The organism is Clostridium sardiniense, assembly GCF_016907995.1.
GTDB lineage: Bacteria > Bacillota > Clostridia > Clostridiales > Clostridiaceae > Clostridium > Clostridium sardiniense.
This window is the reverse complement of sequence record NZ_JAFBDA010000026.1, coordinates 1-23,367: the sequence shown is the minus strand read 5'-3', so window position 1 is coordinate 23,367 and position 23,367 is coordinate 1. Positions and strand designations below refer to the sequence as shown.

Genomic DNA, 23,367 nt, shown 5'->3' with positions numbered 1-23,367 from the left:
TTCATATTTTATATATTTAAAATACAGTTTTTTATTTTTGTATCAATTAAATTACTACAATATTAATAAATTTATATTTAACTATTTTTTTCGATAACTACAAGCAATGGTGCCATTTTGCTCCTGTTTAAAAATTGATGGATCATAACTCCATATTCTTTTTTTGATATTTTTTCTAGAAAATTCAATATGCAAGATTGTTCTTTTTTACCTTCATCATGACCAATATAAATGCATATTGTCATAATTCCACCTGGATTAAGAATCTCTAATCCAGTTTTTATACTTTCTAGTGACGTATTATGTTTTGTTGTTATTTCCTTTGAAGCCCCAGGTAAAAAACCTAGATTATACATAATACAGTCAACATTCTCAGTTATATAATTATTAAATTTATGATGTGAATCACAAATTACCGTAACATTATCTTTATTTTTATCACTATATTTTATACAAGCTTGCTCTTGCACGTCAAAAGAATATACTTTATTAAAATTTAAAGATAAAAAGTCAGTGTCATAGCCATTTCCTAATGTACCATCAATTGCTACATTCTTACTTTTTAAATAATTATTAATTATATTATGTGATAATTCACTAATATCACCTACATAATTAAACATTTAAAATCCTCCTTAACATATATCATGTATTAAACCATGAAATAAGTATTTATTATAAAGAATTAATATAATTAAGTTCATCTTTTGTTAATTCTCTATATTCACCTTTTTTTAAATATCCAAGTTTAATATTCCCTACAGAAATTCTCTTTAAGCTTACTACATTATGATTGAATGCCGAACACATTTTTCTTATTTGCCTATTTTTTCCTTCGTGTATAGTTATTTCTACTGTAGAATTATTATTTTCAAAAGAGATTTCTTTAATTTCACAGTTAGCGGTTACATATCCACCAATATCTACTCCATTCATGAATAAATCCATTTCTTTTTGAGTAAACCTTCCTTTTACAACTGCTATGTATTTCTTTTTAATTTTCACTCTTGGATGAATTATTTTATTATAAATGTCTCCATCATTTGTTAAAAGTAATAAACCTGAACTATCATAATCAAGTCTTCCTATTGGAAATACTCTTTCATTAATATTAATTAGATCCATAATGGTTTTTCTTCCTTTTTCATCATTAAGAGATGTTATATACCCTTCAGGTTTATACAACAGTAAATATACCTTTTTTTCTTCTGGTACAATTATTTTATCATTATATTCTACAACATCTACATTTGGAGTTACTTTTATACCTAATTCTTTTACACATAAACCATTTACTTTAACTTTTCCTTCAGTAATTAATAATTCACATTTCCTTCTAGATGCTACTCCGCACTTTGCCATATATTTTTGCAATCTTTCTTCCATGTATAATCCTCCAATATTGTATTTCTTCTATGATTATATATATTAATTTAAGTTTTTACAATAATATAAGTTATATACAGAGCATCATTTCATAAATATATGAATTAATAATTTAATATGTAAATATAAAAACTTAGGTAAAAAACCTAAGTTTTTATATTTTAAAAGAAGCACCCACGACTTAAAATTAATATCCATAGTAATGGTACGCCGCCAAATCCACAACCACAATTACCAAATCCACCATTATTAAATCCCCCGCAGCCGCAGTTGCCAAATCCACGATTATTAAATCCTCCACAACCACAATTATTATTACAACAACAATTGTTACGTCCACATCTTCTTGACATGTTGATCAGCTCCTTATCTTTGGTTATTATATACTATTCATAATATATATAATTGTGTTATTTATTTATAATCATTTACGAGTATATGTAACTAAAGTATAATATAGTTAAGTACTTATTAGGAGGGATAATAATGGATAAAAGGAATCGTATTGTAGCACCAAGAAATGTTGTAAATACAAAAATGTTATACATGTTATATATTCTTAAGGAGCTATCAAAAGGTGAAGTAGTATTTGGAAATAAAATTCTAACTGATTTTAAAGATATGTTTGATTCGACTACTATGCCATTTCCAGTTTCATCAAGTACTGTATATGAAAGCTTATATGAACTTGAAGAAAGAGAATATGTAGTTTCAAAATGGAGTGGTGAGGATATATCAAATAAAAGAAGTAAAAAAGTATATTCAATAACTGACAGAGGAGTTTCTTATTTAAATTCAAACTTAAGTGATTATATTTTAAATTTAGATAAGACAAAATCTACTCTAGATAAATTAAAACAAATGTTATTAAAATAAAAGAAGAGGTTCATAAGGAATATTGCTTATGAACCTCTTCTTTTATTTTATAAACTTGGATATAATCCTGTTTATAATTATATTAGAAATAAGTATAAATATTATTTCTATAAAAATAAATGATGAGATATATTTTTTATTATAAAAATAATTATGCATAAAAATTTCATGTATAATATATGATCCATACGCCCCTATCGCGATAGATGCAAAGAATGTTATTATATATTTAACGTTTTTAAATACAAAGAAATTAGATATACTTTCTATTCTAACCTTTTTATTTAGTAATTTAACTATAAATAAAATACCAAATGATATTAATAGAATTAAAAAACTAATAAATATAGTTATTTTATTATTATCTGCTAAATAATATAAATAGCTATCATTTTGAACTTCATATTGAAAATAGTTTAAATATGATAGAAAAATATCTTTAATACGAATTATATATGTATATATATTATTACTAACTAGATTTGTATTAAAAATTATTTCTATATTAATAATTGTAAAAGTAATCAAAGATACAGGTATCAATACTATTGAAATTATTGTAACAAAAGAATTTGAAAATAGTCTATCTATAAGAAGCGAATATGCAATCGTTAATATACCTAAAACCAATAACTTAAAAGAATCTTTAAATAGAACTTCATAATAATTAGAACAATAGTACAAAACATCACTTTGTTTATATCTAATACATATAGTCAAATAAATATATATAATTATAAATAATACAACTATTCCTATATTACACAAAAAATTATTCCAGAAGATTTCATTTCTAGTATAGGGCCCACTACTGATTACTATCATTTTACTTCTTTTTTTAAGTCCATTTCCAGCAATATATACTAGTATTATTAAGCAAATGAATACAGCTATTGAAAGTAAATCAATTAAAATAAATTTATCACTATTAAATAAAGCTATTCTACTTTTAAAATCTATAATCTTATGGTTGCAAATATTTAAATAAGAATAGCTAGTCCATATAAATGTTGCTAATATTATTGCCCATTTAGTTGTATAAAACCATTGATAAATTAAACTTTTTTTAATTATATTTTTCATCTATACTCCCCTCTTCAACTTGATAAATAAACATATCCTCTAAAGTTAAGTTTATTTCTTCTATGAATATGGGATTTAGTTTATTTAATTTTTCTATAAAGATATCATTGTAGTCTTTAGTGATTAATGTAAAAACTCTACCTATTTTTTTAATAGCGAATACTTCATTAAATTCTAAGAAATCTTCTTCATATATTGGTTTATTAAATGCTACTTGTATCTTTTTTACTTTAGAATTTAAATTCTCAAGACTATCATTATACAAAATCTCACAATTATTTATAATAACTATATCATCACATATATTTTCTAATTCATTTAAATGATGTGAGCTTAATATTATAGTTGAATTATTTTCCTTCGCTTCATTTTTTAATAAATTAAAAAATTTCTTTTTAAAGATAACATCTAGTCCTGAGGTTGGCTCGTCAAGTATTAAATATTTAGCACCTATAGAAAATGCAAACATAATATTTACACGCATTTTCATACCTTTTGATAATTGGAATATTTTTTTATCCAAAGGTATTTTAAATAATTTATTTATCTCTAAAAATTTATCTTCATTAAAATTCTTATATGCAAGTTTATAATATTTTTTTATATCTTTTATTTTAAAGCTAGAAAAGAATGTATTTTCATCTTGTACATAACCTATAGATTCTTTTACTTTTGAATTATCAAAAACATCTATACCATCATATAATATATTTCCTTCTAATGGTTTGTATATACCAGTTAAACAATTTATAAGAGTTGTTTTACCTGCTCCGTTTGGTCCAATTAATCCAACTATTCTTCCTTCATTACAAGTAAAACTTATGTTTTTAAGTATTGATTTATCATCTATACTCATTGAAACATTTCTAATCTCTATCAATTTATCACCTCATTATTAGAATCATCTGAATTTAACTCATTAAACCAAAATAAATCAAATACATAACTTCCCTCTTCTTTTATTACAATAGCGTCAAGGGTTATTGGTATTTTTACTTTGTCAATTACTGAACTTTTTCCATTTGTATAATCATAATTATAAGTTATTCCGTATCCTTTAAATCTAAAGGGAATAATTTCAGTAGATATCTTATAATTATTTATTTTACTAGCTTTATTTATATATTCATTTATTATAGTTTCTTTTTGAGCATCAGATAATTTTATATTCTCTTTTAATTCAACTTTATCATAATTATTTCCTGAATAGGATAGTCTTTTTCTTTTAGATATACAATCATAAAGAGTTTGAGTATCTACATTATTAAATCTATCATCCTGAACACGTAAAAGGCTATTATCAAAAGATTCTATTAAAGAATTTACAGAATAGAATTTATGTTTAGGATTTAATTCTGTTGGCTTTACTATAATTAGTGTTGTTACTATAGTTAGTAAACCTATTAATATTATTATTTTTGATTTTTTCACTCCCCCATCACTCCTATACATAAGAATTTTACATATTTTTCTATAAGTTGTCAATTTATTATTCCTTATATATTTTAAATATTTCTTAATAAATTCAATTGATTTTTTCTTTTATTATATTTTCTTCTGTACATAATTTGTTAAGTGTATTCAATAAATCTTTATATCCATTTTTGATATACTCATTATTACATAAATTTTCATAGGAGATTGTATCAATATTTAAATTCAAAATTTTATTTACATTTCCACCATATATTTTTTCTAATATTGCATAGAACCCCCTTATGACTTCATAATTTTTCTCTTGTGTACCCTTATTATATTTTAATACATCGTAATTTACTTTCTCAATTATTCCATATAATTGATACAAATAACTTAATTCTCTTATATTATATCTATCACTTAAAGTAGAAACTGCACATGAATAATTTTTATTTATTGGTATAGGATAAATATACTTTATATCATTGCTTTTTGATACTATTCGTATACTTTGATATATAGAAGTGCATATATCTAATCTTATAACATTTGCATTTGCACAAAGTTCTTTAATCTTAAATCGTTCTTCATATTTTCTATTATCAGCTATAATATCATGTTCTTCTTTCATTTTTCTTTTGTGCATCTTATTATTTATAAGCCAACTAAACAAGGCTCCTAGTGCTGAGCCAGCTAAAATTGATAATGCCGAAATTATAGATGTAATTACTGGAATAGGCATATATATCCCTCCTTTTTTATATTAAATTTATTATTAGCAACTTTAACTTTTTTATTACAGTATAAAAAAAGCTAGTTATAAAAACTAGCTTAAAAATACTCTTCTTCAATTTTTTTCTTATAACATTCCATTGAACAATATACTTCTCCTTCAATTTCATCAATGTAATTTTGATCTTCAATTAACTTTCCACAATAATGACAAAATATATTATCCTTATTAAATTCATGTTCATGAATTATATCACAATCTATTAGGTTCTTTAAATACTTCTTATATAACATGAAATCCCCCATATAAACTATTACTTAATATATGTTTATTCAAGTAAAATTAAAATATTTTCAATATGGAAATTAAAAACTCAATATTAGCTTCATCATTATCTTCTCTTACATTAATTAAAAAAACTATATTATATAAAAGCAACTTAATTAAATTAATAACTTCTTTTTTAGTTGTTCTTTTAAAATCTTGTAAGTCTAGCTCATTTACAAACTCATATAAACGAATAAGTATAGTTTCTTTTATTATCTTATTTTGATTTAATATTTCAGTTCCTAATCCTTTTCTTTCCTTGATATCAGCATATAAGACATTAATAAACTTTATTGTCTTAAGCTCATTTATTTCTTCTTTAATTAACTCTCTTTTTAATTTATCAAAAGTATTATTCCAGCTTTTTTCTAAGACTTTTAAGAATAAATCACGTTTATTTCCATAATAATTATATAGTGTACCTACTGCAACATCACATTCTTTTGCTATAGCTTTAATATCAACATTATCATAACCGCTATCAGTAAATAATTGCCAAGCAACATTAAATATTTTTTCATCTAGATTCTTTATAATTTTTGGCAATAGACTTCCCCCTTTTATTTATAATACACTTATAGTAAAACATGTTAATAAGTAAATCAACATGTTTAATACAACTTTAATTAAAAACTAATTTTTATATTCTTAAACTTTTATAATATAATTATATTTACTAAAAAATGAGCCTATAAATATAGGCTCATTAATAAAACTTTTTTATATTATTAAGTACTTATAATATTTTTATTTAATATTAATTCAATTTTAAAATCATCAAAGTACATTATTAAATATTTTTTCAACTTGACTTACTTTATATCTACTTACTGGAATAGTTTCATTATTATATAATGTAATAATATTCTTTCTATATTCTTTAATATACTTCTTATTTACTAAATATCCTCTATGAACTTCTATGAATCCATCTTCTTCTAATACTTCTACAAATTTATTAAATTTTATACTATTTGAATAATATATTTCATTTTTTGTATGTATCCTTATCTTTCTATTTTCAATATCAAAATATAATACTTCATTTTTATTTAAGTTTAAGAAACCATCTTTTATTTTAAATGAAATTATACTATTTTCTTTTTTATAATAATCTAAAAAATCTTCTATTACTTCTTCAATTTCATCATTTATTCTATTTTTTCTAACGAATCTAAATGGTCTAAATTTAAAGCTTCTATATACACATTTATCAAATGATGTTACAAAAACAAGTTCAGCATTATTATCTATATTTTTTATTCTTTCAGCAACTTGTAAACCATTTATATTAGGCATGCATATATCTAAAAATATTATGTTATAAAAATTTTTTTTATATGTTTGCATAAAACTTAAGCTATCTGAATACTTTTCAATATTTATATCAACTTGAAATTTTTTAAATATATTATATACTTGTTTTTCGAATATATTTAAAAAATTATAGTCATCATCACAAATGGCAATATTGATCATCTTTATGTCATCCCCCTTTTTTTAATTTTATCATATTATTGGAATCAACTCTTATTAACTTGACTTTTTTTAATATTTGTTCATATACTTAAATTAAAATTTTCTTTTATTAGCTTATTATTTTTTAAATTAAAAGGTATAATAAAAACAGTTGTAAAATATGGAGTGATATATATGATAGTAGAAAACAAATTAATTATTTTAAGTTTAATAGCTTTATTTTTAGCTCAATTTTTAAAAATACCTTTTGGATACATAGTAACAAAAAAAATAGATTTTAATAGATTATTTGAAACAGGAGGAATGCCAAGCTCGCATTCAGCTTTTATAGTTTCACTAACTGTAGGAATAGGTAGAACAAGTGGATTTGAATCTCCTATCTTTGCTCTTTCATTTGTATTTGCATCAATTGTAATGTATGATGCAATGGGCATTAGAAGAGCTGCCGGTGAACATGCTAAACTATTAAATTTAATATTATCAACAGATAATAAATTCAAATTTGATCATACAAAATTAAAAGAGTTATTAGGCCATACTCCATTTGAAGTTCTAGGCGGAATACTATTAGGAATAATCGTAGGATGTTTTTTCCCATTATAAAAGAGTAGATAATAAATTTATTATCTACTCTTTCTTTCTTGAAAATATAATGTGCTTAAATTATAACTATCATCTAATGCATTATGTTGTGATCCCTCAAATAAACTACCATATCTTAAAACTGCATTTTTTAAAGATAATGAATCATCTAACTTTAATATATCCTTACATAATACTTCTTGATAGTCAATATTATAATTAAGAATATAATTAACAATTTCAATGTTCTCTTTTGTTCTATTATTATCATTTTTTAAAACTGCAATATCATTTCCACCCCAATATAAAAACAGTTTATCATTATTTCCACACCATAATTCAAATTCCTTAAAAACATTCTCAAAACTTTTAGCTTTATCTATTTCTTCTTGTTTTAAAGAAGTTATTTCTATACATTTATCTGTTAATTTATGTATTTTTTTAGGTTTTATACATCTATAAAATTTAGCGATTATTTCACCATTTAATGTTGTTTTTACAGCTCCTATACTTATTATTTCTACATCATTAAAATTCACAACGCAATTCATTTCAAAATCAAAAAATATAAGTTCTTTTGTTTTAATAAGATACTTATTTAATTTTAATAATGTACTATTTCTTTTTATAAGCTTTCTATATTCCTTTCCAGCTTTTTTGCATCTAATATATAACGCCATTGAAGGTCTTTTTTCTTTGCTTATTATTTTTCTTACATTATTTATTTCTATACATTTATAATTATAAAACTTATCTAAAAAGAACTGTATATATTCATACTCTTCATCATAAGAAAAACTTTTCTTATTTATTTTATTAACTACATCTTTTTTATCAGTAAAAAAGATAATATTTCTATCTATTTCTATTTCGTTTAAAGAAATAAGAGAAAGTATGTTTTTACAAATATAGTGCAGTCCATGATAGTATGCTATTTTATAAGATTCTTCTTTTAATCTTTTCTTTATTTTTATTAAAACTTTATTATTATTAGGATCTTTAATAATATACTGTAATATAAAATTATTACTTTCCCCTTCTATATAATAATAAGCCTCTATTAAATCATTAAATTTATATTTAATGATAAGATTTTGAGGTGTTCTTATGAATAAATTAAGTAAAAAAATACTAACAATACTAATAATAATCATAATAATTATTATATCACTTTTTATTACATATAAAGTTAGCTTTGAACCTAAAGTTCAAGTAACTTCAATTAATTCTGAAGTTCAAGTTGATACTAAAAATCTACTTGGAAAATTTATTCCAAAGAATGTAGATTTAAATTTATCAGGTATTAAATTAGAATCATCAGCATCATTTAGTGAAGAGGAGATAACTAATTTAATTATTACTTTTATTAAAGATAATTCTATACAATCTGATAAATTAAAAGGTCTACAGACTGTAATTAATAATGATCACTTACTATTATATATTAATTTTGACTATAAAGGAATTCCCCTTCAAGCAGTTATAAATTTTACTATTTCAGCTGAAAATAATAGTGCAGTTCTTCATTATAATTATGGAAAAGTAGGATTTATTAATATTCCTAAATCATATATATTTGATCATATAAAAGATAACTCTATAATATCTAAGGAAGAGGCGAATAACGATATTTTTATATCTCTATATAAAAATTATGGTATTTCTATAAAAGAAGCAAATTTAAATGACTCTAAATTAAATTTTAAGTTTCAATTGAAATTTAATTTCTAAAATAAAAAGACACATATTTATATATGTGTCTTTTTCAAACATATATGCTTATTGGAATGATTTGATAAGGATTGTCTGTAATTTTTACTCTAGGACATTTAGGTGGCGTAATTCCTATCTTATATAGACAGTCAAATGCAGGTATACATTTATATAACATCTCTTCATAAAAATCTTGTTGACCTGTCTTTCTTAAAAAGTGGATGTTATCATTATTACAACATTTTTTAACTATTTTTCCGACTATGTTACAATTACAATCTATATTATCTAATTTATTAGTATTATTATTTAAAAAATAATTATTATTTATTGTTAATACTATCTCCTTATTTTGGCACCTTAATATTAGATCACTTGTATTATTTAGATGTAATCTGGATTGAACATCGTTTAAGAATTTATCTATTATATTAAAATCTAAGCAGTCAATATCTGCTGAGAGTTCATTTAACTTATCACATCCAAAACAATTTATAATAGTCTTCAGTGAATCTACATATTCACTTAAAGACTCACTGCATATCTTTCCATTCACTTGTACATAATCACCTTCATTTACATTACCCGAGCATACATCACTTAAGGTTTTTAGTTCTCCTTTATCTTGTAGGCTGGTTACTATGTTTCTATGAAAAGTAAACATAGTAAAAATTCTTTTTTCCTCTTCCTCTATCCTAACAAATCCTCGTTCTTCTATGGTGCTATCATTATCACATCCATAAGTATATGTACTTGCATCTGAATTAGTATAGCCTTTATATCCCTCTCTTTTATCTTTACTATATCTATCTTCACAAAAATTTGTCTCTTTACTCTCATTGTGTAATTTACCACTTAATGTTCTATCGCATGTTATTCTCTTAGTTAAAACCTCAATAAAGCCTTCTGCTATCAAGGAAGATAATCCTTTTATTAATAATTCATCTAAATAAAGAAGAAAATTCAAAAATATACCCCTCCATTCATATTACTCTTCTTATATATCTATGAATTTATATCAAATATTATTAAAATTAACATAAGTAAAAAATAGAATAAATCTATAAATTACTATGTTCTTGTTTAAGCTAAATATATAATTTTAAAATAGTTCTATAAAGAATTGTGATCAATTTTGTAATAAGGAACGTGCTTAGAATAGGTATTAAGAAATAAAATCTATAAATATAAATGTATCTTTTTGAAAATCTATTGACATAAATATTTTTATATAAAAAAAGTAGGATTAAATCCTACTTTTTACTTTATCTTATTTATAGCTTTAATAAGCCATGATCCAATTTTTTGATTTGTCCATAATGGTAAACTATATTCAATACAAAGACTTGCTTCTTCTAAGCTCCCTTTTTTATATGAACTTATTTCGCCATCAATAGTTGGTATATTTCCAACTAAGCATTCTATAAAATATGAATTATGTTTTAATGCCTTTTTTAAAGATTTTCTCGCGTTTTTTCTATCATTCTTATAATAGTAATATAATACTTTTGCATATTTAAAAAATATGCAATCCTCTTCATTGTATTTTTGAAGAATTGTATTAGCAAATTCATAATCTTTATTTATTAATGCTCTAAAAACTATAGAATGTCTTACATTTCTTGAATCATATTCATCTAGTTCTAGTAGCTCTTTTTCTATTCTAAAACTTTCTTCATAGTTTCCTAATGCAAATTCATAGTTAGATAATGTTGATAATATAGTTAAATAGAAATCACCTTCTGCAGATATTCCTATTTGCCCTTTATATTCATTAAAATATTCTTTTCCAAGCTTATCATTTAGCATTACAGCACATTTTCTAAGTTCTATAGCTCCTTTTTCTACGTCATCTATATTTAATGCTTTATCAAATAAATCAATAACACTATCTTCACTATCACAACAAGATGAACATTTAGATTTATTATCTTTTACTTTCCACTCTTTAGATGTCTTGTCTATATTTAATAGTTTTCTAATTTCTCTTGACTTACTTCCAATGGTTCCTTCTGAAACTTCAAAAAAATCTGCTAACTCATCCATTCTTAGACCTCTTTTATTAAGAGTGTCATTAACAAAGAAAATTGAATGTACTATTCCAGCAGACCATGTATTACTTTTACCTCTTGATAGTTTATTGTCTTCATTATTAGCTAATACTTCAATTAATTTAGCACATATTTCTGAATATTCATCATCTAATACTTTACTGCAAAAATTATTTATATTATTTATTATTTCTTCTACCCGAACGTTTAGTTCATCTGGTACATTTACAATGTATTTCATTTACTCCTCCTAAGTAATAATTTTAGACTTTCTTTTAAATCACATTTTAATATTATAACGTAAAATTTTGTTCTAAACAAATATTATATAAAATTTTATAATATTTCAAGATCTTTTATTCCAAAACTTTGATATATATTACATTTCTACTTTTACTTCATGTAACAATTTTTTTCATGTTTGAACAAATTATTACCTCCTAAACTTTTACTGAGTCGCTAATTATTAGCCTTATTTATATAAACTATAAACTTTACCAACTCAAAATACTAAGTTAAATATTAAAAATAACGTAAATAAAGAACTAGTAGTATAAATACTACTAGTTCTTTATGATCATAAATTAATTTTCATTTGACTTATTATATTCATCAGATAGTTGTTGTAATATTGGCTTTTGAGGAGTTATCCAGCATTTGCATATAGCTAATTCTGTAAGTGCTGTATGTCCTGCAACCATTTGTCCTAATCCATTAGAATAAATCATTCTTAATTCTGGATTACTACTTGTTAATGTTGCATTTAAATACATTTCTGATCCTTCTTTTGCTGCTGTAAGCATAGTCATAGAGATAATATCATTATTTATATCTTTCTTTTCTTTTATCAAATTAGAAATTATATTAGACATTTATTGTTCCCCCTTTGATATTATATCTTCATTTTCTTTAATAAAACCTTTAAGTGCTTTTATTCTTCCTTCTGCGGCTAATACACTTGCTTCTGCTTGTCTTTTAAGATCTTCATCTGTTATTAATAAATTTATAGCTTTTTGAGCTATAACTGCATCATTTTCCATCTTTAATATACCGGTTAAAGATAGAATCTCTACTTGAGAAATTTTTTTCATACTTATATCCTCCATACATAATATATTTTACAGTTTTATATTATGTAAATTTTAATGCAAATAAACTTCCAATTTATACAATATTTTATAATAGTTATCCAAATACTTTAGAAGTAAAATAGAAATTTTAATGTATAATGATAAAATTTTTACTATTAATTTTATTATTATTATTTTGCAGTTAAATACTTATTAGATATTTTTTTACATATAAATTTTTATTATACGAAAATATAACAAAAAGGATGAATTATTCAATCCGTCCTTTTTATTATAAATATTATTTAATTATTTTTTGTTCAGTGAAAGTATTTCTATTATCTATATTTTCACTAAAGCTCTTTACTTTTGAATTTGATAAATTTCCAGTAGTTTCTTTATTTTTTTTGTTTTTACCCATGTTTATCACCTTCCTTTTCATTAGTATAATACCATAATTTACTATTTATTTATTATTTTTATAGTATTTCTTTTTTATAGATTATTTAAATAAACTTACTTTATGTAACTTGCTGTTATTTTGTATTTTAACTTTTAATTTAGCAGTACACATTAGTAGCTTTTTATAGATCTCTTCATAAAAATTTTCAGCTACTTTAAATTTATATTCTATATACTAGCTATTAACTACTTCTCCACCATTAATATGTATTGTTTCTCCTGTTATAAATGAAGCACCTTCACTAGCTAAAAATACATATGCTTCAGCTAACTCTACAGGTTGAGCAGGTCTTTTCAAAGGCACCTTAGATCCAAATTTTTGATAATCACTCTTTTTAAATGAAGCTGGTATTAAAGGTGTCCACACTGGACCTGGTGCAACAGCATTTACACGTATCCCCATATCTGCCAAGTTTAATGCTAGACTCCTTGTAAAAGAAGTTAATGCACCTTTTGTTGATGAGTAATCAATTAGTGTTTTATTTCCATGATATGCTGTAATTGAAGTTGTATTTATAATACAATTTCCCTCTTTCATATATGGTAAAACAGCCTTAGTCATATAAAATGCTGAAAAAATATTAGTTTTAAAAGTTCTTATCAACTGTTCTGAAGTAATTTGTATTATAGAATCAGCAGCATGTTGTTCTGCTGCATTATTAACGAGTATGTCAATAGTTCCAAACTTTTCTATAGTTTTTTTTACAACTTCTTCGCAAAAATCTTCTTCTCCTAGATCACCTTCTATAGTTATTCCTTCGCAGTTCTCTGCTTTGATTAATTCTAAAGTTTTATTAGCATCTTTGGATTCATTTAAATATACTATTACAATTTTAGCTCCTTCTCTTGCAAAAGCTAAACTAACAGCCCTACCAATACCACTATCTCCACCTGTAATTATAGCTACTTTATTTTTTAATCTTTTTCCATCATTTATGTAACTGTTTAGAGAATATATAGGCAATGGATTCATATTTTCTTCTATACCAGGCTGAGTCAATTCATCTTGATTACTAAAATCATTAGGAAATTCATTTTTTATCATAAAGATCACCTCAATAAAAATAAGTTACTTTATTATTTTCTCTTATATGTGATTTAATATTCATAACTAAGTTGCTCTAATTTTCTTTATTAAAACATAAATCTATATTAAATAAGATCTAGTATATATACTTATTAATAACAAAAAAATCTACGTGAGTTCACATAGATTTTCATTTTTATAAATGTTCTATCATTTATTATTCTGAAATAACTTTATTAAATAATCCTATTCTATCTAATATACTTCCCATAATTATGAATATAATTGAACTAGAAACACCTTGTACTATATCTAAACTAGCTGCTGAAAATCCTAAAAACATATTACCAACAAATATACCATTTACAATAGAGTATCCTATGTAAGTTATAAAGATAGCTAATATTGAAGCTATTATATTTCTTTTACATAATATTTTTTCACTTTTATTTGTAAATGCTAATACTAGCAAAGGTTTTATTATCATAGTTGGAATAACCCAAACTACTGCACCTGATAGAAAGTCTGATAATCCACCTCCTATAATTGCTGTCATTATAGCATATCGTTTTGGTAAAAATACTGCTGCTAGAAAAATAAAAACATCTCCTAAGTGAATATATCCTCCATTTAATCCTGTTGGTATATGTAAAAAGAATGTTGTCATAATAACAATAAATGCAGTGAATAAAGCTGTTTTTATTAATACTTTTATATTATAATTCATCTAGTAAAACCTCCTTTAGAATACCTTCAAATTGAATTCCATATCTAGGATCTGTTGAAACATTTATTGTTTTATCAAGAGCTTTTGAAATAAATTTAGAAGCTTTTTTAATAGATACTTTTATATTAAATCCTTTTAAAATATATCCAGTTATTAATGAAGTAAATATATCTCCTGTTCCGCTATAAGAGCAATTATAATATGGGGATTTTTCTAAATGAAACTCATCTGTATCTTTACTATATAGTATATTAAAGATACTATTATCTACTATAACTCCTGTTATTACTACATAGCTAGGACCAAGTTTTGAAAGAGATTTAGCTATAGACTTTACTTTATTTATATCTATATTATTTATATTAATTTCTTTAAAATTATTTTCTGCTAATATTATAGCTTCTGTTATATTTGGAGTTATTATATCAGCCATACATACTAATTCTTTAATTTTATTACATAACGATACTGTATATGTATTATACATATCCCCATTATCCCCCATTACTGGATCAACTATAACTATAGCTTTATTGTTGAATCTTATTAATTTCTCTATCATCTCTATTTGCTCCTCAGAGCCTAAAAAACCTGTATATATTGCATCAAAATATTCATTACTTCTTTGCCAGATTTCTAATGTATCCTTCATACTATCACTCAAATCATAAAATGAAAATTCATCAAATCCTGTTTGATTTGATAATACAGCTGTAGGCAATGGACACGCTTCTATATTTAAAACTGAAAGCAGAGGCAGTGCAACTGCTAAAGAACATTTTCCTATTCCTGATAAATCATTTATTATGGCTACTCTCTTTTGTCTGTTCATTCTAATCTTCTCCTATAAAATATTTATTAACTATGGTATCATACTATTTATATATTTCATAATGTACCGGTACATTATTCTGTATCACATGTTACTGAAATTTTATTATAAATCTTATATAATAAAATAAATTAATAAAACTTAGGAGGAATTTATTATGAGTTGTGGATGTTCATCTTTAGGAAATGATGGAAAAGGAGTTGCAGACTTAGTTAGAGGTAAAGGATTTGAAAATATGCCAACAAAAGTTAATCATACTATAGTTTGCTCATGTGGTGATACTTTTGTTATGGATAAATTAGTATGTAAATGTCCTAAATGTAATATGACTTATACTGTAACACCTTGTAGTTCAGATAATAAAGAAAATATAAAAGCTTGCGGAATTGATTATTAATAAAAAATAACCTGTATAAATGCAGGTTATTTTTTATTATAATTTAGCAATAACTCTTCTTTTTTTATTTTTGATTTTATGGCGGATAAATATAATAATTATTATTAAAAGTACTATTATATTTGAATATTTCTTTAATAATATAGTTATTAATTCAAAATTATCTCCTAAAAAATAACCTATAAGAATCAAGACTGTATTCCAAAAAGCAATTCCAATAGATGAGTATGCTATAAATGTTAAGTAATTTAATTTTTGTGCTCCAGCAAGTATGGAAACATATGTTCTTGTTATTGGAACAACTCTAGCTATAAGTACAGCTATTTTTCCATATCTATTAAACCATCTATTCAAAGAATTAATTACTCTTCTAGTTTTAGGAAATTTCAGTTTGCTATAATTTAATAACGGCCCTCCTCCAATAAATCCTACAAAATAACATATGGTTGAGCCTATTATTCCTGCTAAAATTGAAGTTATAACAACTAATAAATAGTTTAATTCACCTTTATAAACTAACATACCTATTAGAGGTAATAATATCTCACTTGACATAGGAAAACATGCATATTCTAAAGCTACAACTATTAATATCCCAATATATCCCATAGATTCTGTAAATGTTATTAACCAATCTATAATTTCACTCATTTATTATTCACACACCTTACTAGTTATATATTTAAATAATACTCAATAAAATGTGCTTTTATTACGAAAAAGAACCAGTGGTATTGATTCTTCTTCATGATAAATAATTATTCAATTGAAATGCTAGATATCTTATTGGCTTTATCTTTTTCATTTAAATTCGTAGTATATGTTTTATTTACTATATTATAAGTCTTATTTTCAGTTATTTTTTCATTAGATTTATTAAAATATGCTATACTACCACAATTAGACTCTAACCTCGTACGGGTTTCTATTATTTCTTTATTGTTGATATTAATTTTACAATATGATATTCCATATAAACTGTTATTTACATATCCAGCCCAGATATTTTCACCTACTGAATCTAATGTTCCAATTACAGAAATTTCTTTATCATCATATCCTTTATAATTATAATTTAATTTATTAAATTTTACTATTTCTAATGATAATAAATTTGTATCATTTATTTTAGAATATGAGTTATTATTAAATTCAGTTATTTTTATTTTATTCCAATTATTATAATTACCAGAAACACTTGTATCCTTATCATTTACATGAATTAGTAAATTTGAAATACAAATTCCAAACAATATTGCCAAAATTATTATTATTAATGTTTTTGTTATATTATTTTTCATTCTCGCCACCCTTTATTTTAACTTATAAATATATATTTTCCATAAATTATATATTTATTCTTTTATAATAAAATATAATATATATTACATTTATTTCTATTTATAGGAGGAATTATTAAAAAAGTGTAGAATTAAATTAATATACAAAAGAGAAGTTATTGGGTCATTACAAAAAGAAAGGGTTGATATTATGAATATCATTGAAATGAAAAAAATTTGTAACAAAAGAAACTGTGTTGAAAGAGTTATTTACACTCATCTGGTGGAAGAGAAAAATATTACTGACTTACTAATCAATTTTTTAAATTATTGCAAAGTAAAAAATCTTAACTCTTTAAAAAGTCTTGATTCTGATTCATTTAGTATCATATCTACTTACGCAATATACACAGAAGTACTAAGTAAATACGTAAGAAGAGAAAATGTTATTTACCAAAATATGAAACAAATACTGAATATGCTTGATACTAGCAAAGATAGTATCAGAGATTTTATTAATGGTACTTTAGAAGAAGAAAAGCTAATTAGCAATTTAAATAAATTTATTTGTTTTGCAGGAATATCGGATAAATTTAATGCTGAATTTTTAAAATATTGTAAAGATAATATAACTAATCTTAATTATATTTTAGAAGAGTCAAAGTAAATTTATAAGAGGGTATACTTTTGTATACCCTCTTTTATTATTATTTTCACTATTAATTTTTATATAATATGTGAATTATTTTAATTAAATTTTAACAATAGAATATAATTAGGTATATTCTATTGTTTTTGTTAAAATATCCTAGTAATATATACATTGAAATACCTAATATATTAATAAGTATATAATTCGGTGGTGTATAATGCTTCCGAATTTTTATTTTGCCTATACTGAAGGGAAGTGTAAATATAAAAAATTTCAAGTTAAAGTTAATAGTTATTATTTTATTCTTAATTTCATCAGTTTTATTATACAAACTATACTTATATGAAATTGATAAAGTAGAATCTGAAAATAAAACTATCAGTATTAAAAATAGCATTAAATTATTAGAAGAAAAAAGAGGTAACCCAGAAGTCTTTTTAGTAAATAAAGATACTCTTCTTAATGAATCTTATAAACCATCTGATATAGTAGAAAGCAAATTGCCGTTTTTATCATACATAACCACTACTAAATTAAATAAAAATGTTGCTATTAAAGCCCATGAGATGTTTGATGCTGCTAAAAAAGATGGAATTTATTTAATGGGAGCATCTGGATTTAGAGCACATAATGTACAAGTTATTCTTTTTAATTCTAATGTAAAGAAAAAAGGTATTACTGAAACTTTAAAGTACTCGGCTCCTCCTGGTGCAAGTGAGCATGAAACTGGATTTTCAATGGATATAGTAAGTACAGAATTTGAAGATTTAAATTTTAAGTTTGAAAACACAAAGTCTTTTAAATGGCTTATAAATAACTGTTATAAGTATGGATTTATATTAAGATATCCAAAAGATAAAGTTTCAATAACAAAATATGCATACGAACCTTGGCATTATAGATATGTTGGGAAAATTGCTGCTGAAGATATAATGAAAAACAATTTATGTCTGGAAGAATATTTATCTAAATTAGATGATGAAATTACTTCTTTAAAAAATAAATTAAATAACAAAGGATAAGAGTGATATTAATGAGTAAGCATTCGAAAAAATATTTAACATCTAGAAATTTTATCTTTTCATTTGGAATTATAATTATGTTAGGATTATCATTTTATGGAATTTATAATATATTCTATAAAAATAAAACCAAAAACTTTGAAGTTAAGCTTAATAAAAATGAAAAACTATATACGATAACTTCTGTAGGGAATATGATGACTCATGATGCACAAATTGCAGGTGCAAAAAGAGATGATGGTACTTATAGTTTCGATAAAAGCTTTGAATATGTGAAAAATTATATAAAAGATTCAAATTTAAGTATAGGAGTATTTGAAGGAAATGTTAACAGTGGGAAACCTGAAGGATATCCTACCTTTAATTCCCCAAATGAATTCTTAGAAGCTTTGAAAAATACAGGCTTTGATGTAATAAATTATGCATCTAATCATGTAATTGATCAAGGTACGAAAGGATTAAAAAGTACTATGAAAAAAAGTACTAATGATGGATTAATTAATCTTGGAGTAAAAGTTAATAAAGATGATAAAAACTATATAATTTATGATATTGATGGACATAAAGTTGGATTATTTGCTTATACTTATAGGACTGGTGCAAATTCTATAAATAGTATTCCAATACCAAATGAAATAAAACCACTAGTAAATTCATTCAGTTATGATGATCTTCCTAGTCTTTACAAAAGTATTCAGTCATCTATAGATGATATGAAAAAAGAAGGAGTTGAGTTTATTATAGGTTCTTTCCATTGGGGTGATGAGTACAGTACTAAAGTTAATAAGTCACAAAAGGAAATTGCAAATAAGATGAATGAAATGGGTGTAGATATCGTACTTGGAAGCCACCCTCATGTTATTGAACCATATGAAATAATTACAAATAACAATCACTCAACATTTGTAATATATTCACAAGGTAACTTCTTATCAAATCAATGTTATGAAGAAATTAAAAACTCTCTAACTGAAGATGGTCTATTAATTAGATTTACATTAGGATTAAAGAAAAATAAATTATATTTAGATAAGTATACAATTATTCCAACTTGGGTATACAGAAGACCTAAAGGAAATGGTCTATATACCCACATGATTGTTCCTGTCGAAGCTGCTATAAAAGATAAGACTAAATTTAATCTTCCTGATAATGCTTATATTAGAGCTGAGCGTTCTCTTAATAGTACAAAAGATATTTTAGGAAATGATTTCGTTGGTACTAAATCATTTCCTAATTAAACATAAAAAAGACCATATTATATGGTCTTTTTTATGTTTAATTAGCCTTACTATCATTTTTATTAAAGTAATATAATGCTAAACTACATCCTATTGAAGCTGCTATAATAAATACAAATAATTCCATAATAATATTATCTCCTAAAAATTAATACTTTTTAATAATTATATGTGTCATAATTTTTATTATGTTTATTTTTTATTGTATTTAGGAAACCAATTAATATGAAAGTGGTTCATGTAAATTCTAGTGGTATATTACGTAATAAAACCTACTCTTGTTAAAATAAGATTACGTTCTCAGCCAAATTAAATAATAAAAGGAACCATCCATAATGGATACATCAAGCTAAAATGGATGTAGTTTTATTCACTAAATTTTAAGCTTTTATATGTTATTTAATTCCTGTGCTACCAAAGCCTCCCCTACTATCATTTCCAAAGCTATCTTTTTCATTAATTATTAATTCTGGCATAGCTTTATTTATTTTCATTTGACATACTCTATCATATAAAGCAATTTCTCCATCTCTTAATGCATAACAAGGATAATAGTATATATCCTTATCTCCTATATAAGTATCGTCTCCTACTCCATAGTGATTAGTTTGAATCAATCCATAATTTTTAAAAGTGGAACTTCTAGGTACAATATTAATTTCATACCCTTTTGGTTGATTTAAAGATATTCCTAAGCATAGCATCATAGAATCTCCTTCCTTATACTTTAAAACTCCATCTTTAAAATCTTCTTCTGTTAATTTTATTCCATTTTTCTTTCCACCAATAATCACTCTAAGGTCTATCCAATTCCCTTTATCTATTTTCTCTAATTTAGGCATATTCTTATCATGATAAATTATATCTAAATTAATTGGTTTGTTTAATTCTTCTTGTATCATCTCTCTGATTATTTCCTTATTTATCATATGTATCCATCCCCTTTAAATTGTAAATATATTATATTATAACTTGATTATATAATTGTTATCAAATATAAGTTTTTAATAATTGTAATTTATTTTTCTTATTTAATAATTATTTACGACTATTTCTTTTAAGCTATTATATCAAATATTAAAATAAAAGAGCCTAATAGGCTCTTTTATTAATTATTAAATTCTATTAGTTGATAAATTATTTTTTACTCTTTATACTACATGACTCTTCCAGGTATTATTGCGTCTAATATACCAATTATTAAAGCTGCTATTAATGCTCCTATTATAGATGAACTCATATGTGGAACTAAAAATTGTGTTAAATATATTATTATAGCTGCTACAATAAATCCTTTTATGCCTTTTCCAAAAGGTGATGCATCAACACCCATAAATAACTCTATTACATAATCTACAATACTAATTATAACTGCTGCTAATACAACTGACCAAAACCCATCAATAGTGAATCCTGGTGTTAAAAATGCTGTTACTCCTAAAACAATAGTAAATAAAATTAATCTTACAATCCACTTAAAAAAATGATTTGTGTTTGTGTGATTTTTTTCTTCTACTTTACTGTGTCCCATTTAAATTCCTCCTTATATAAAGTTTTATTATCATATATATTTTTCTCTACTAATAAAAAAATATACTATGGAATAATTGATAACTTATGCACTAAACTAGATAATTTTCCGCTTCAAATCATTGTAATATTTATATTTTTTAATTTTATCAACTTACTTTATTTTTATAAATATTATAAAAACCCCACTTAAAATGTTATTTTAAGTGGGGTTAATTCGTTAGCAAAGTCTTTGTTCAAATATATTATCAAGATTAAGCTTTTTAATTTTACCTTTTATTTCGTTAATATCTATAGTATATAATCCTTGTTCTTTCATTCTCTTAAAATATTCAGAACCTGCAAATGTATATCTATTCTTTCTACCTTCTCTACTATTTGATTTTTCATTTGCAAATGCAATTATATCTCCTATTGCTAGACTTCTTGGCATTATTAAGAGTGGCATACCCATAACTTGTCTTACAGCATTATGACCTGCTAAACTTCCGGTACATATGGCTTCTGTATGACCAACAAAAAGCCCTGATTTTTCTCCTCCACATAATAGATTCGAAACACCATCTACTCTCATATCATTACTTCTAGGAGCTACAGAAAGATATCTAATAGAATTGCCTTTGCTTCCAGCATAAGGATCAACATATTTTGCTTTCTCTAATCCTTTTATTTTTCTAAGTTTCTTTAATGGATAATAAGTAGTCATTAATTTAGCATGTGCAGTGTGAACAAAAGAACAACATTCAACCAAATATTCGAATCAAAAAAAATATCTTTGCTGTCAATATACTCTGATAAAACTATAGGTGATAAAATAAAGCTTTTAAGACTTAAAAGTGGACTATCATATAATGAATTTGCTAAAAAGGCTAATGTAGGAATTATGACTATATATATATATATGGGAATCTAATCAGCGTATACCGAATAAACAATATTTATATAAATTAATAAGTAATTTAAATTTACCTAAATATTATTTTAATATATACATAAAAAAATCCTAGTAGAATTTCTAGGCTTTTTACTATAACTTTTTTCCGCAAGAAGAAGCTAATTTACTTTCACACATTCTACAGAAAATATAATTTTGTTCTAAATTACTATTATCAATAATTTTTGCTGTTATATCTAATCAAAGTTTTAGTATAGATGCTCTTATATTTTTCTAAAACAACATACTCATTTTCATATGTAACTTTAACTTCTTTATTAATCCTCCCAGTATTCTAGTACTTATGTTTTTCTTTATGCTGGGTGCTTTTACTACTACTTTCATATTTCTTCCCCTTTATTTAATATAAGAATATTTTAAGCATGTAGTATATTTCTACTAATAAACAAAGGGTGATTTTTCATAAAATCACCCTTTATAAATGCATTAAAAGTTAGGTCACTCGGCGTTTGCGTCTGCATGGGTTGAAGCGGCTTTCATAGATCTGTATTGGTTGTTGTAGGCACTCTTCGACTTTGGTCGC

General features: G+C 23.9%; 29 protein-coding genes and 1 pseudogene. 7 read left to right on the top strand and 23 right to left on the bottom strand.

Translation table 11 applies throughout. The features are described from left to right. Positions 1-77: 77 nt before the first annotated feature. The 3 genes from mnmM to JOC62_RS16000 all read right to left on the bottom strand — a co-directional run bounded on the left by mnmM (position 78) and on the right by JOC62_RS16000 (position 1,739). Positions 78-623, bottom strand: coding sequence for a tRNA 5-(aminomethyl)-2-thiouridylate-methyltransferase MnmM (mnmM, locus tag JOC62_RS16010; RefSeq protein ID WP_204596299.1), 546 nt, complete (start codon positions 621-623; stop codon positions 78-80). 52 nt (positions 624-675) lie between these two features. Next, positions 676-1,386, bottom strand: a complete 711-nt coding sequence (locus tag JOC62_RS16005) for a pseudouridine synthase (protein WP_204596298.1) — start codon at positions 1,384-1,386, stop codon at positions 676-678. 161 nt (positions 1,387-1,547) lie between these two features. Beyond that, complete coding sequence (locus tag JOC62_RS16000; RefSeq protein WP_204596297.1) at positions 1,548-1,739, bottom strand: hypothetical protein; 192 nt, start codon at positions 1,737-1,739, stop codon at positions 1,548-1,550. A 133-nt stretch (positions 1,740-1,872) separates the two neighbouring features. Here JOC62_RS16000 and JOC62_RS15995 point away from each other — a divergent pair, with 133 nt between their 5' ends. Continuing rightward, positions 1,873-2,262 carry a PadR family transcriptional regulator gene (locus JOC62_RS15995; protein ID WP_204596296.1) on the top strand — a complete coding sequence of 130 codons (390 nt, stop codon included), beginning with the start codon at positions 1,873-1,875 and terminating at the stop codon, positions 2,260-2,262. A 42-nt stretch (positions 2,263-2,304) separates the two neighbouring features. Here the strand turns inward: JOC62_RS15995 and JOC62_RS15990 are convergent, their stop codons facing one another. The 7 genes from JOC62_RS15990 to JOC62_RS15960 all read right to left on the bottom strand — a co-directional run bounded on the left by JOC62_RS15990 (position 2,305) and on the right by JOC62_RS15960 (position 7,303). After that, the gene (locus JOC62_RS15990; RefSeq protein WP_204596295.1) at positions 2,305-3,345 is read right to left on the bottom strand and encodes a hypothetical protein; all 1,041 of its coding nucleotides are present in this window, start codon (positions 3,343-3,345) and stop codon (positions 2,305-2,307) included. Beyond that, positions 3,329-4,225, bottom strand: coding sequence for an ABC transporter ATP-binding protein (locus JOC62_RS15985; protein WP_204596294.1), 897 nt, complete (start codon positions 4,223-4,225; stop codon positions 3,329-3,331). The genes JOC62_RS15990 and JOC62_RS15985 overlap by 17 nt, the downstream gene beginning before the upstream one ends. Beyond that, entirely contained in the window at positions 4,222-4,776 is a 555-nt protein-coding gene (locus tag JOC62_RS15980) for a hypothetical protein (RefSeq protein WP_204596293.1), read from the bottom strand. Before JOC62_RS15980 ends, JOC62_RS15985 begins: the two co-directional genes overlap by 4 nt. Before the next feature lie 94 nt (positions 4,777-4,870). Further along, positions 4,871-5,506: a hypothetical protein gene (locus JOC62_RS15975; protein WP_204596292.1), complete on the bottom strand. Its 636-nt coding sequence runs from the start codon at positions 5,504-5,506 to the stop codon at positions 4,871-4,873. Between the two features lie 89 nt (positions 5,507-5,595). Then, complete coding sequence (locus JOC62_RS15970) at positions 5,596-5,790, bottom strand: hypothetical protein (RefSeq protein WP_204596291.1); 195 nt, start codon at positions 5,788-5,790, stop codon at positions 5,596-5,598. 49 nt (positions 5,791-5,839) lie between these two features. Next, entirely contained in the window at positions 5,840-6,370 is a 531-nt protein-coding gene (locus JOC62_RS15965; RefSeq protein ID WP_204596290.1) for a TetR/AcrR family transcriptional regulator, read from the bottom strand. A gap of 231 nt (positions 6,371-6,601) precedes the next feature. After that, on the bottom strand, positions 6,602-7,303 hold the full coding sequence (locus tag JOC62_RS15960; RefSeq protein WP_204596289.1) for a LytR/AlgR family response regulator transcription factor: 702 nt from the start codon (positions 7,301-7,303) through the stop codon (positions 6,602-6,604). Between the two features lie 174 nt (positions 7,304-7,477). Between JOC62_RS15960 and JOC62_RS15955 the strand changes: the two genes are divergently transcribed. Beyond that, the gene (locus JOC62_RS15955; protein ID WP_204596288.1) at positions 7,478-7,906 is read left to right on the top strand and encodes a divergent PAP2 family protein; all 429 of its coding nucleotides are present in this window, start codon (positions 7,478-7,480) and stop codon (positions 7,904-7,906) included. Positions 7,907-7,926: 20 nt separating this feature from the next. Here JOC62_RS15955 and JOC62_RS15950 read toward each other — a convergent pair whose 3' ends face one another. Then, the gene (locus tag JOC62_RS15950) at positions 7,927-9,039 is read right to left on the bottom strand and encodes a 3'-5' exonuclease (RefSeq protein ID WP_204596287.1); all 1,113 of its coding nucleotides are present in this window, start codon (positions 9,037-9,039) and stop codon (positions 7,927-7,929) included. On the opposite strand from JOC62_RS15950, the gene JOC62_RS15945 reads away from it, so the two are divergent. Beyond that, on the top strand, positions 8,993-9,616 hold the full coding sequence (locus JOC62_RS15945) for a hypothetical protein (RefSeq protein ID WP_204596286.1): 624 nt from the start codon (positions 8,993-8,995) through the stop codon (positions 9,614-9,616). The two genes, JOC62_RS15950 and JOC62_RS15945, sit on opposite strands and share 47 nt — an antisense overlap. Positions 9,617-9,650: 34 nt before the next feature. On the opposite strand, the gene JOC62_RS15940 is transcribed toward JOC62_RS15945, so the two are convergent. The 7 genes from JOC62_RS15940 to JOC62_RS15910 form a co-directional block, all read right to left on the bottom strand. Continuing rightward, the gene (locus tag JOC62_RS15940; RefSeq protein WP_204596285.1) at positions 9,651-10,565 is read right to left on the bottom strand and encodes a hypothetical protein; all 915 of its coding nucleotides are present in this window, start codon (positions 10,563-10,565) and stop codon (positions 9,651-9,653) included. A 293-nt stretch (positions 10,566-10,858) separates the two neighbouring features. Next, complete coding sequence (locus JOC62_RS15935; RefSeq protein WP_204596284.1) at positions 10,859-11,890, bottom strand: DUF6398 domain-containing protein; 1,032 nt, start codon at positions 11,888-11,890, stop codon at positions 10,859-10,861. Between the two features lie 343 nt (positions 11,891-12,233). Further along, positions 12,234-12,521, bottom strand: a complete 288-nt coding sequence (locus JOC62_RS15930; RefSeq protein WP_204596283.1) for a spore coat protein — start codon at positions 12,519-12,521, stop codon at positions 12,234-12,236. Beyond that, positions 12,522-12,740: a hypothetical protein gene (locus tag JOC62_RS15925; RefSeq protein WP_204596282.1), complete on the bottom strand. Its 219-nt coding sequence runs from the start codon at positions 12,738-12,740 to the stop codon at positions 12,522-12,524. A gap of 616 nt (positions 12,741-13,356) precedes the next feature. Beyond that, complete coding sequence (locus JOC62_RS15920; RefSeq protein ID WP_204596281.1) at positions 13,357-14,226, bottom strand: glucose 1-dehydrogenase; 870 nt, start codon at positions 14,224-14,226, stop codon at positions 13,357-13,359. Positions 14,227-14,425: 199 nt separating this feature from the next. Further along, positions 14,426-14,935, bottom strand: a complete 510-nt coding sequence (locus JOC62_RS15915; RefSeq protein ID WP_204596280.1) for a TIGR04002 family protein — start codon at positions 14,933-14,935, stop codon at positions 14,426-14,428. Continuing rightward, positions 14,925-15,767, bottom strand: a complete 843-nt coding sequence (locus JOC62_RS15910) for a pyridoxamine kinase (protein WP_204596279.1) — start codon at positions 15,765-15,767, stop codon at positions 14,925-14,927. The genes JOC62_RS15915 and JOC62_RS15910 overlap by 11 nt, the downstream gene beginning before the upstream one ends. A 157-nt stretch (positions 15,768-15,924) precedes the next feature. Between JOC62_RS15910 and JOC62_RS15905 the strand changes: the two genes are divergently transcribed. Beyond that, the gene (locus JOC62_RS15905; RefSeq protein ID WP_204596278.1) at positions 15,925-16,164 is read left to right on the top strand and encodes a hypothetical protein; all 240 of its coding nucleotides are present in this window, start codon (positions 15,925-15,927) and stop codon (positions 16,162-16,164) included. 36 nt (positions 16,165-16,200) lie between these two features. Here JOC62_RS15905 and JOC62_RS15900 read toward each other — a convergent pair whose 3' ends face one another. Then, positions 16,201-16,815 (bottom strand): DedA family protein, encoded by a 615-nt coding sequence (locus tag JOC62_RS15900; protein WP_204596277.1) that lies wholly within the window; start codon positions 16,813-16,815, stop codon positions 16,201-16,203. 107 nt (positions 16,816-16,922) lie between these two features. Then, positions 16,923-17,465, bottom strand: coding sequence for a hypothetical protein (locus JOC62_RS15895; protein WP_204596276.1), 543 nt, complete (start codon positions 17,463-17,465; stop codon positions 16,923-16,925). 190 nt (positions 17,466-17,655) lie between these two features. Here JOC62_RS15895 and JOC62_RS15890 point away from each other — a divergent pair, with 190 nt between their 5' ends. The 3 genes from JOC62_RS15890 (at position 17,656) to JOC62_RS15880 (ending at position 20,359) form a co-directional block, all read left to right on the top strand. Continuing rightward, a complete protein-coding gene (locus JOC62_RS15890; protein ID WP_204596275.1) occupies positions 17,656-18,111 on the top strand; it encodes a hypothetical protein in 456 nt (151 codons plus the stop codon). Between the two features lie 221 nt (positions 18,112-18,332). Next, the gene (locus tag JOC62_RS15885) at positions 18,333-19,118 is read left to right on the top strand and encodes a M15 family metallopeptidase (protein WP_204596274.1); all 786 of its coding nucleotides are present in this window, start codon (positions 18,333-18,335) and stop codon (positions 19,116-19,118) included. Between the two features lie 11 nt (positions 19,119-19,129). Beyond that, positions 19,130-20,359, top strand: a complete 1,230-nt coding sequence (locus JOC62_RS15880; RefSeq protein ID WP_204596273.1) for a CapA family protein — start codon at positions 19,130-19,132, stop codon at positions 20,357-20,359. Positions 20,360-20,754: 395 nt separating this feature from the next. Here the strand turns inward: JOC62_RS15880 and JOC62_RS15875 are convergent, their stop codons facing one another. From JOC62_RS15875 to JOC62_RS15865, 3 genes and pseudogenes are all read right to left on the bottom strand, one after another. After that, positions 20,755-21,288 (bottom strand): deoxyuridine 5'-triphosphate nucleotidohydrolase, encoded by a 534-nt coding sequence (locus JOC62_RS15875; RefSeq protein WP_243425094.1) that lies wholly within the window; start codon positions 21,286-21,288, stop codon positions 20,755-20,757. A gap of 227 nt (positions 21,289-21,515) precedes the next feature. Next, complete coding sequence (locus JOC62_RS15870) at positions 21,516-21,890, bottom strand: phage holin family protein (RefSeq protein WP_204596272.1); 375 nt, start codon at positions 21,888-21,890, stop codon at positions 21,516-21,518. Between the two features lie 219 nt (positions 21,891-22,109). Further along, positions 22,110-22,613 (bottom strand): annotated as a pseudogene (locus JOC62_RS15865) (FAD-dependent oxidoreductase); the annotation flags it as partial. Positions 22,614-23,367: the final 754 nt, after the last annotated feature.

Coding starts and splice junctions, on each gene's coding strand:
- mnmM (WP_204596299.1), bottom strand. CDS start 623: ATGTTTAATTATGTAGGTGATATTAGTGAATTATCACATAATATAATT.
- JOC62_RS16005 (WP_204596298.1), bottom strand. CDS start 1,386: ATGGAAGAAAGATTGCAAAAATATATGGCAAAGTGCGGAGTAGCATCT.
- JOC62_RS16000 (WP_204596297.1), bottom strand. CDS start 1,739: ATGTCAAGAAGATGTGGACGTAACAATTGTTGTTGTAATAATAATTGT.
- JOC62_RS15995 (WP_204596296.1), top strand. CDS start 1,873: ATGGATAAAAGGAATCGTATTGTAGCACCAAGAAATGTTGTAAATACA.
- JOC62_RS15990 (WP_204596295.1), bottom strand. CDS start 3,345: ATGAAAAATATAATTAAAAAAAGTTTAATTTATCAATGGTTTTATACA.
- JOC62_RS15975 (WP_204596292.1), bottom strand. CDS start 5,506: ATGCCTATTCCAGTAATTACATCTATAATTTCGGCATTATCAATTTTA.
- JOC62_RS15970 (WP_204596291.1), bottom strand. CDS start 5,790: ATGTTATATAAGAAGTATTTAAAGAACCTAATAGATTGTGATATAATT.
- JOC62_RS15960 (WP_204596289.1), bottom strand. CDS start 7,303: ATGATCAATATTGCCATTTGTGATGATGACTATAATTTTTTAAATATA.
- JOC62_RS15955 (WP_204596288.1), top strand. CDS start 7,478: ATGATAGTAGAAAACAAATTAATTATTTTAAGTTTAATAGCTTTATTT.
- JOC62_RS15945 (WP_204596286.1), top strand. CDS start 8,993: ATGAATAAATTAAGTAAAAAAATACTAACAATACTAATAATAATCATA.
- JOC62_RS15950 (WP_204596287.1), bottom strand. CDS start 9,039: ATGATTATTATTAGTATTGTTAGTATTTTTTTACTTAATTTATTCATA.
- JOC62_RS15935 (WP_204596284.1), bottom strand. CDS start 11,890: ATGAAATACATTGTAAATGTACCAGATGAACTAAACGTTCGGGTAGAA.
- JOC62_RS15930 (WP_204596283.1), bottom strand. CDS start 12,521: ATGTCTAATATAATTTCTAATTTGATAAAAGAAAAGAAAGATATAAAT.
- JOC62_RS15925 (WP_204596282.1), bottom strand. CDS start 12,740: ATGAAAAAAATTTCTCAAGTAGAGATTCTATCTTTAACCGGTATATTA.
- JOC62_RS15920 (WP_204596281.1), bottom strand. CDS start 14,226: ATGATAAAAAATGAATTTCCTAATGATTTTAGTAATCAAGATGAATTG.
- JOC62_RS15915 (WP_204596280.1), bottom strand. CDS start 14,935: ATGAATTATAATATAAAAGTATTAATAAAAACAGCTTTATTCACTGCA.
- JOC62_RS15910 (WP_204596279.1), bottom strand. CDS start 15,767: ATGAACAGACAAAAGAGAGTAGCCATAATAAATGATTTATCAGGAATA.
- JOC62_RS15905 (WP_204596278.1), top strand. CDS start 15,925: ATGAGTTGTGGATGTTCATCTTTAGGAAATGATGGAAAAGGAGTTGCA.
- JOC62_RS15900 (WP_204596277.1), bottom strand. CDS start 16,815: ATGAGTGAAATTATAGATTGGTTAATAACATTTACAGAATCTATGGGA.
- JOC62_RS15895 (WP_204596276.1), bottom strand. CDS start 17,465: ATGAAAAATAATATAACAAAAACATTAATAATAATAATTTTGGCAATA.
- JOC62_RS15890 (WP_204596275.1), top strand. CDS start 17,656: ATGAATATCATTGAAATGAAAAAAATTTGTAACAAAAGAAACTGTGTT.
- JOC62_RS15880 (WP_204596273.1), top strand. CDS start 19,130: ATGAGTAAGCATTCGAAAAAATATTTAACATCTAGAAATTTTATCTTT.
- JOC62_RS15875 (WP_243425094.1), bottom strand. CDS start 21,288: ATGATAAATAAGGAAATAATCAGAGAGATGATACAAGAAGAATTAAAC.
- JOC62_RS15870 (WP_204596272.1), bottom strand. CDS start 21,890: ATGGGACACAGTAAAGTAGAAGAAAAAAATCACACAAACACAAATCAT.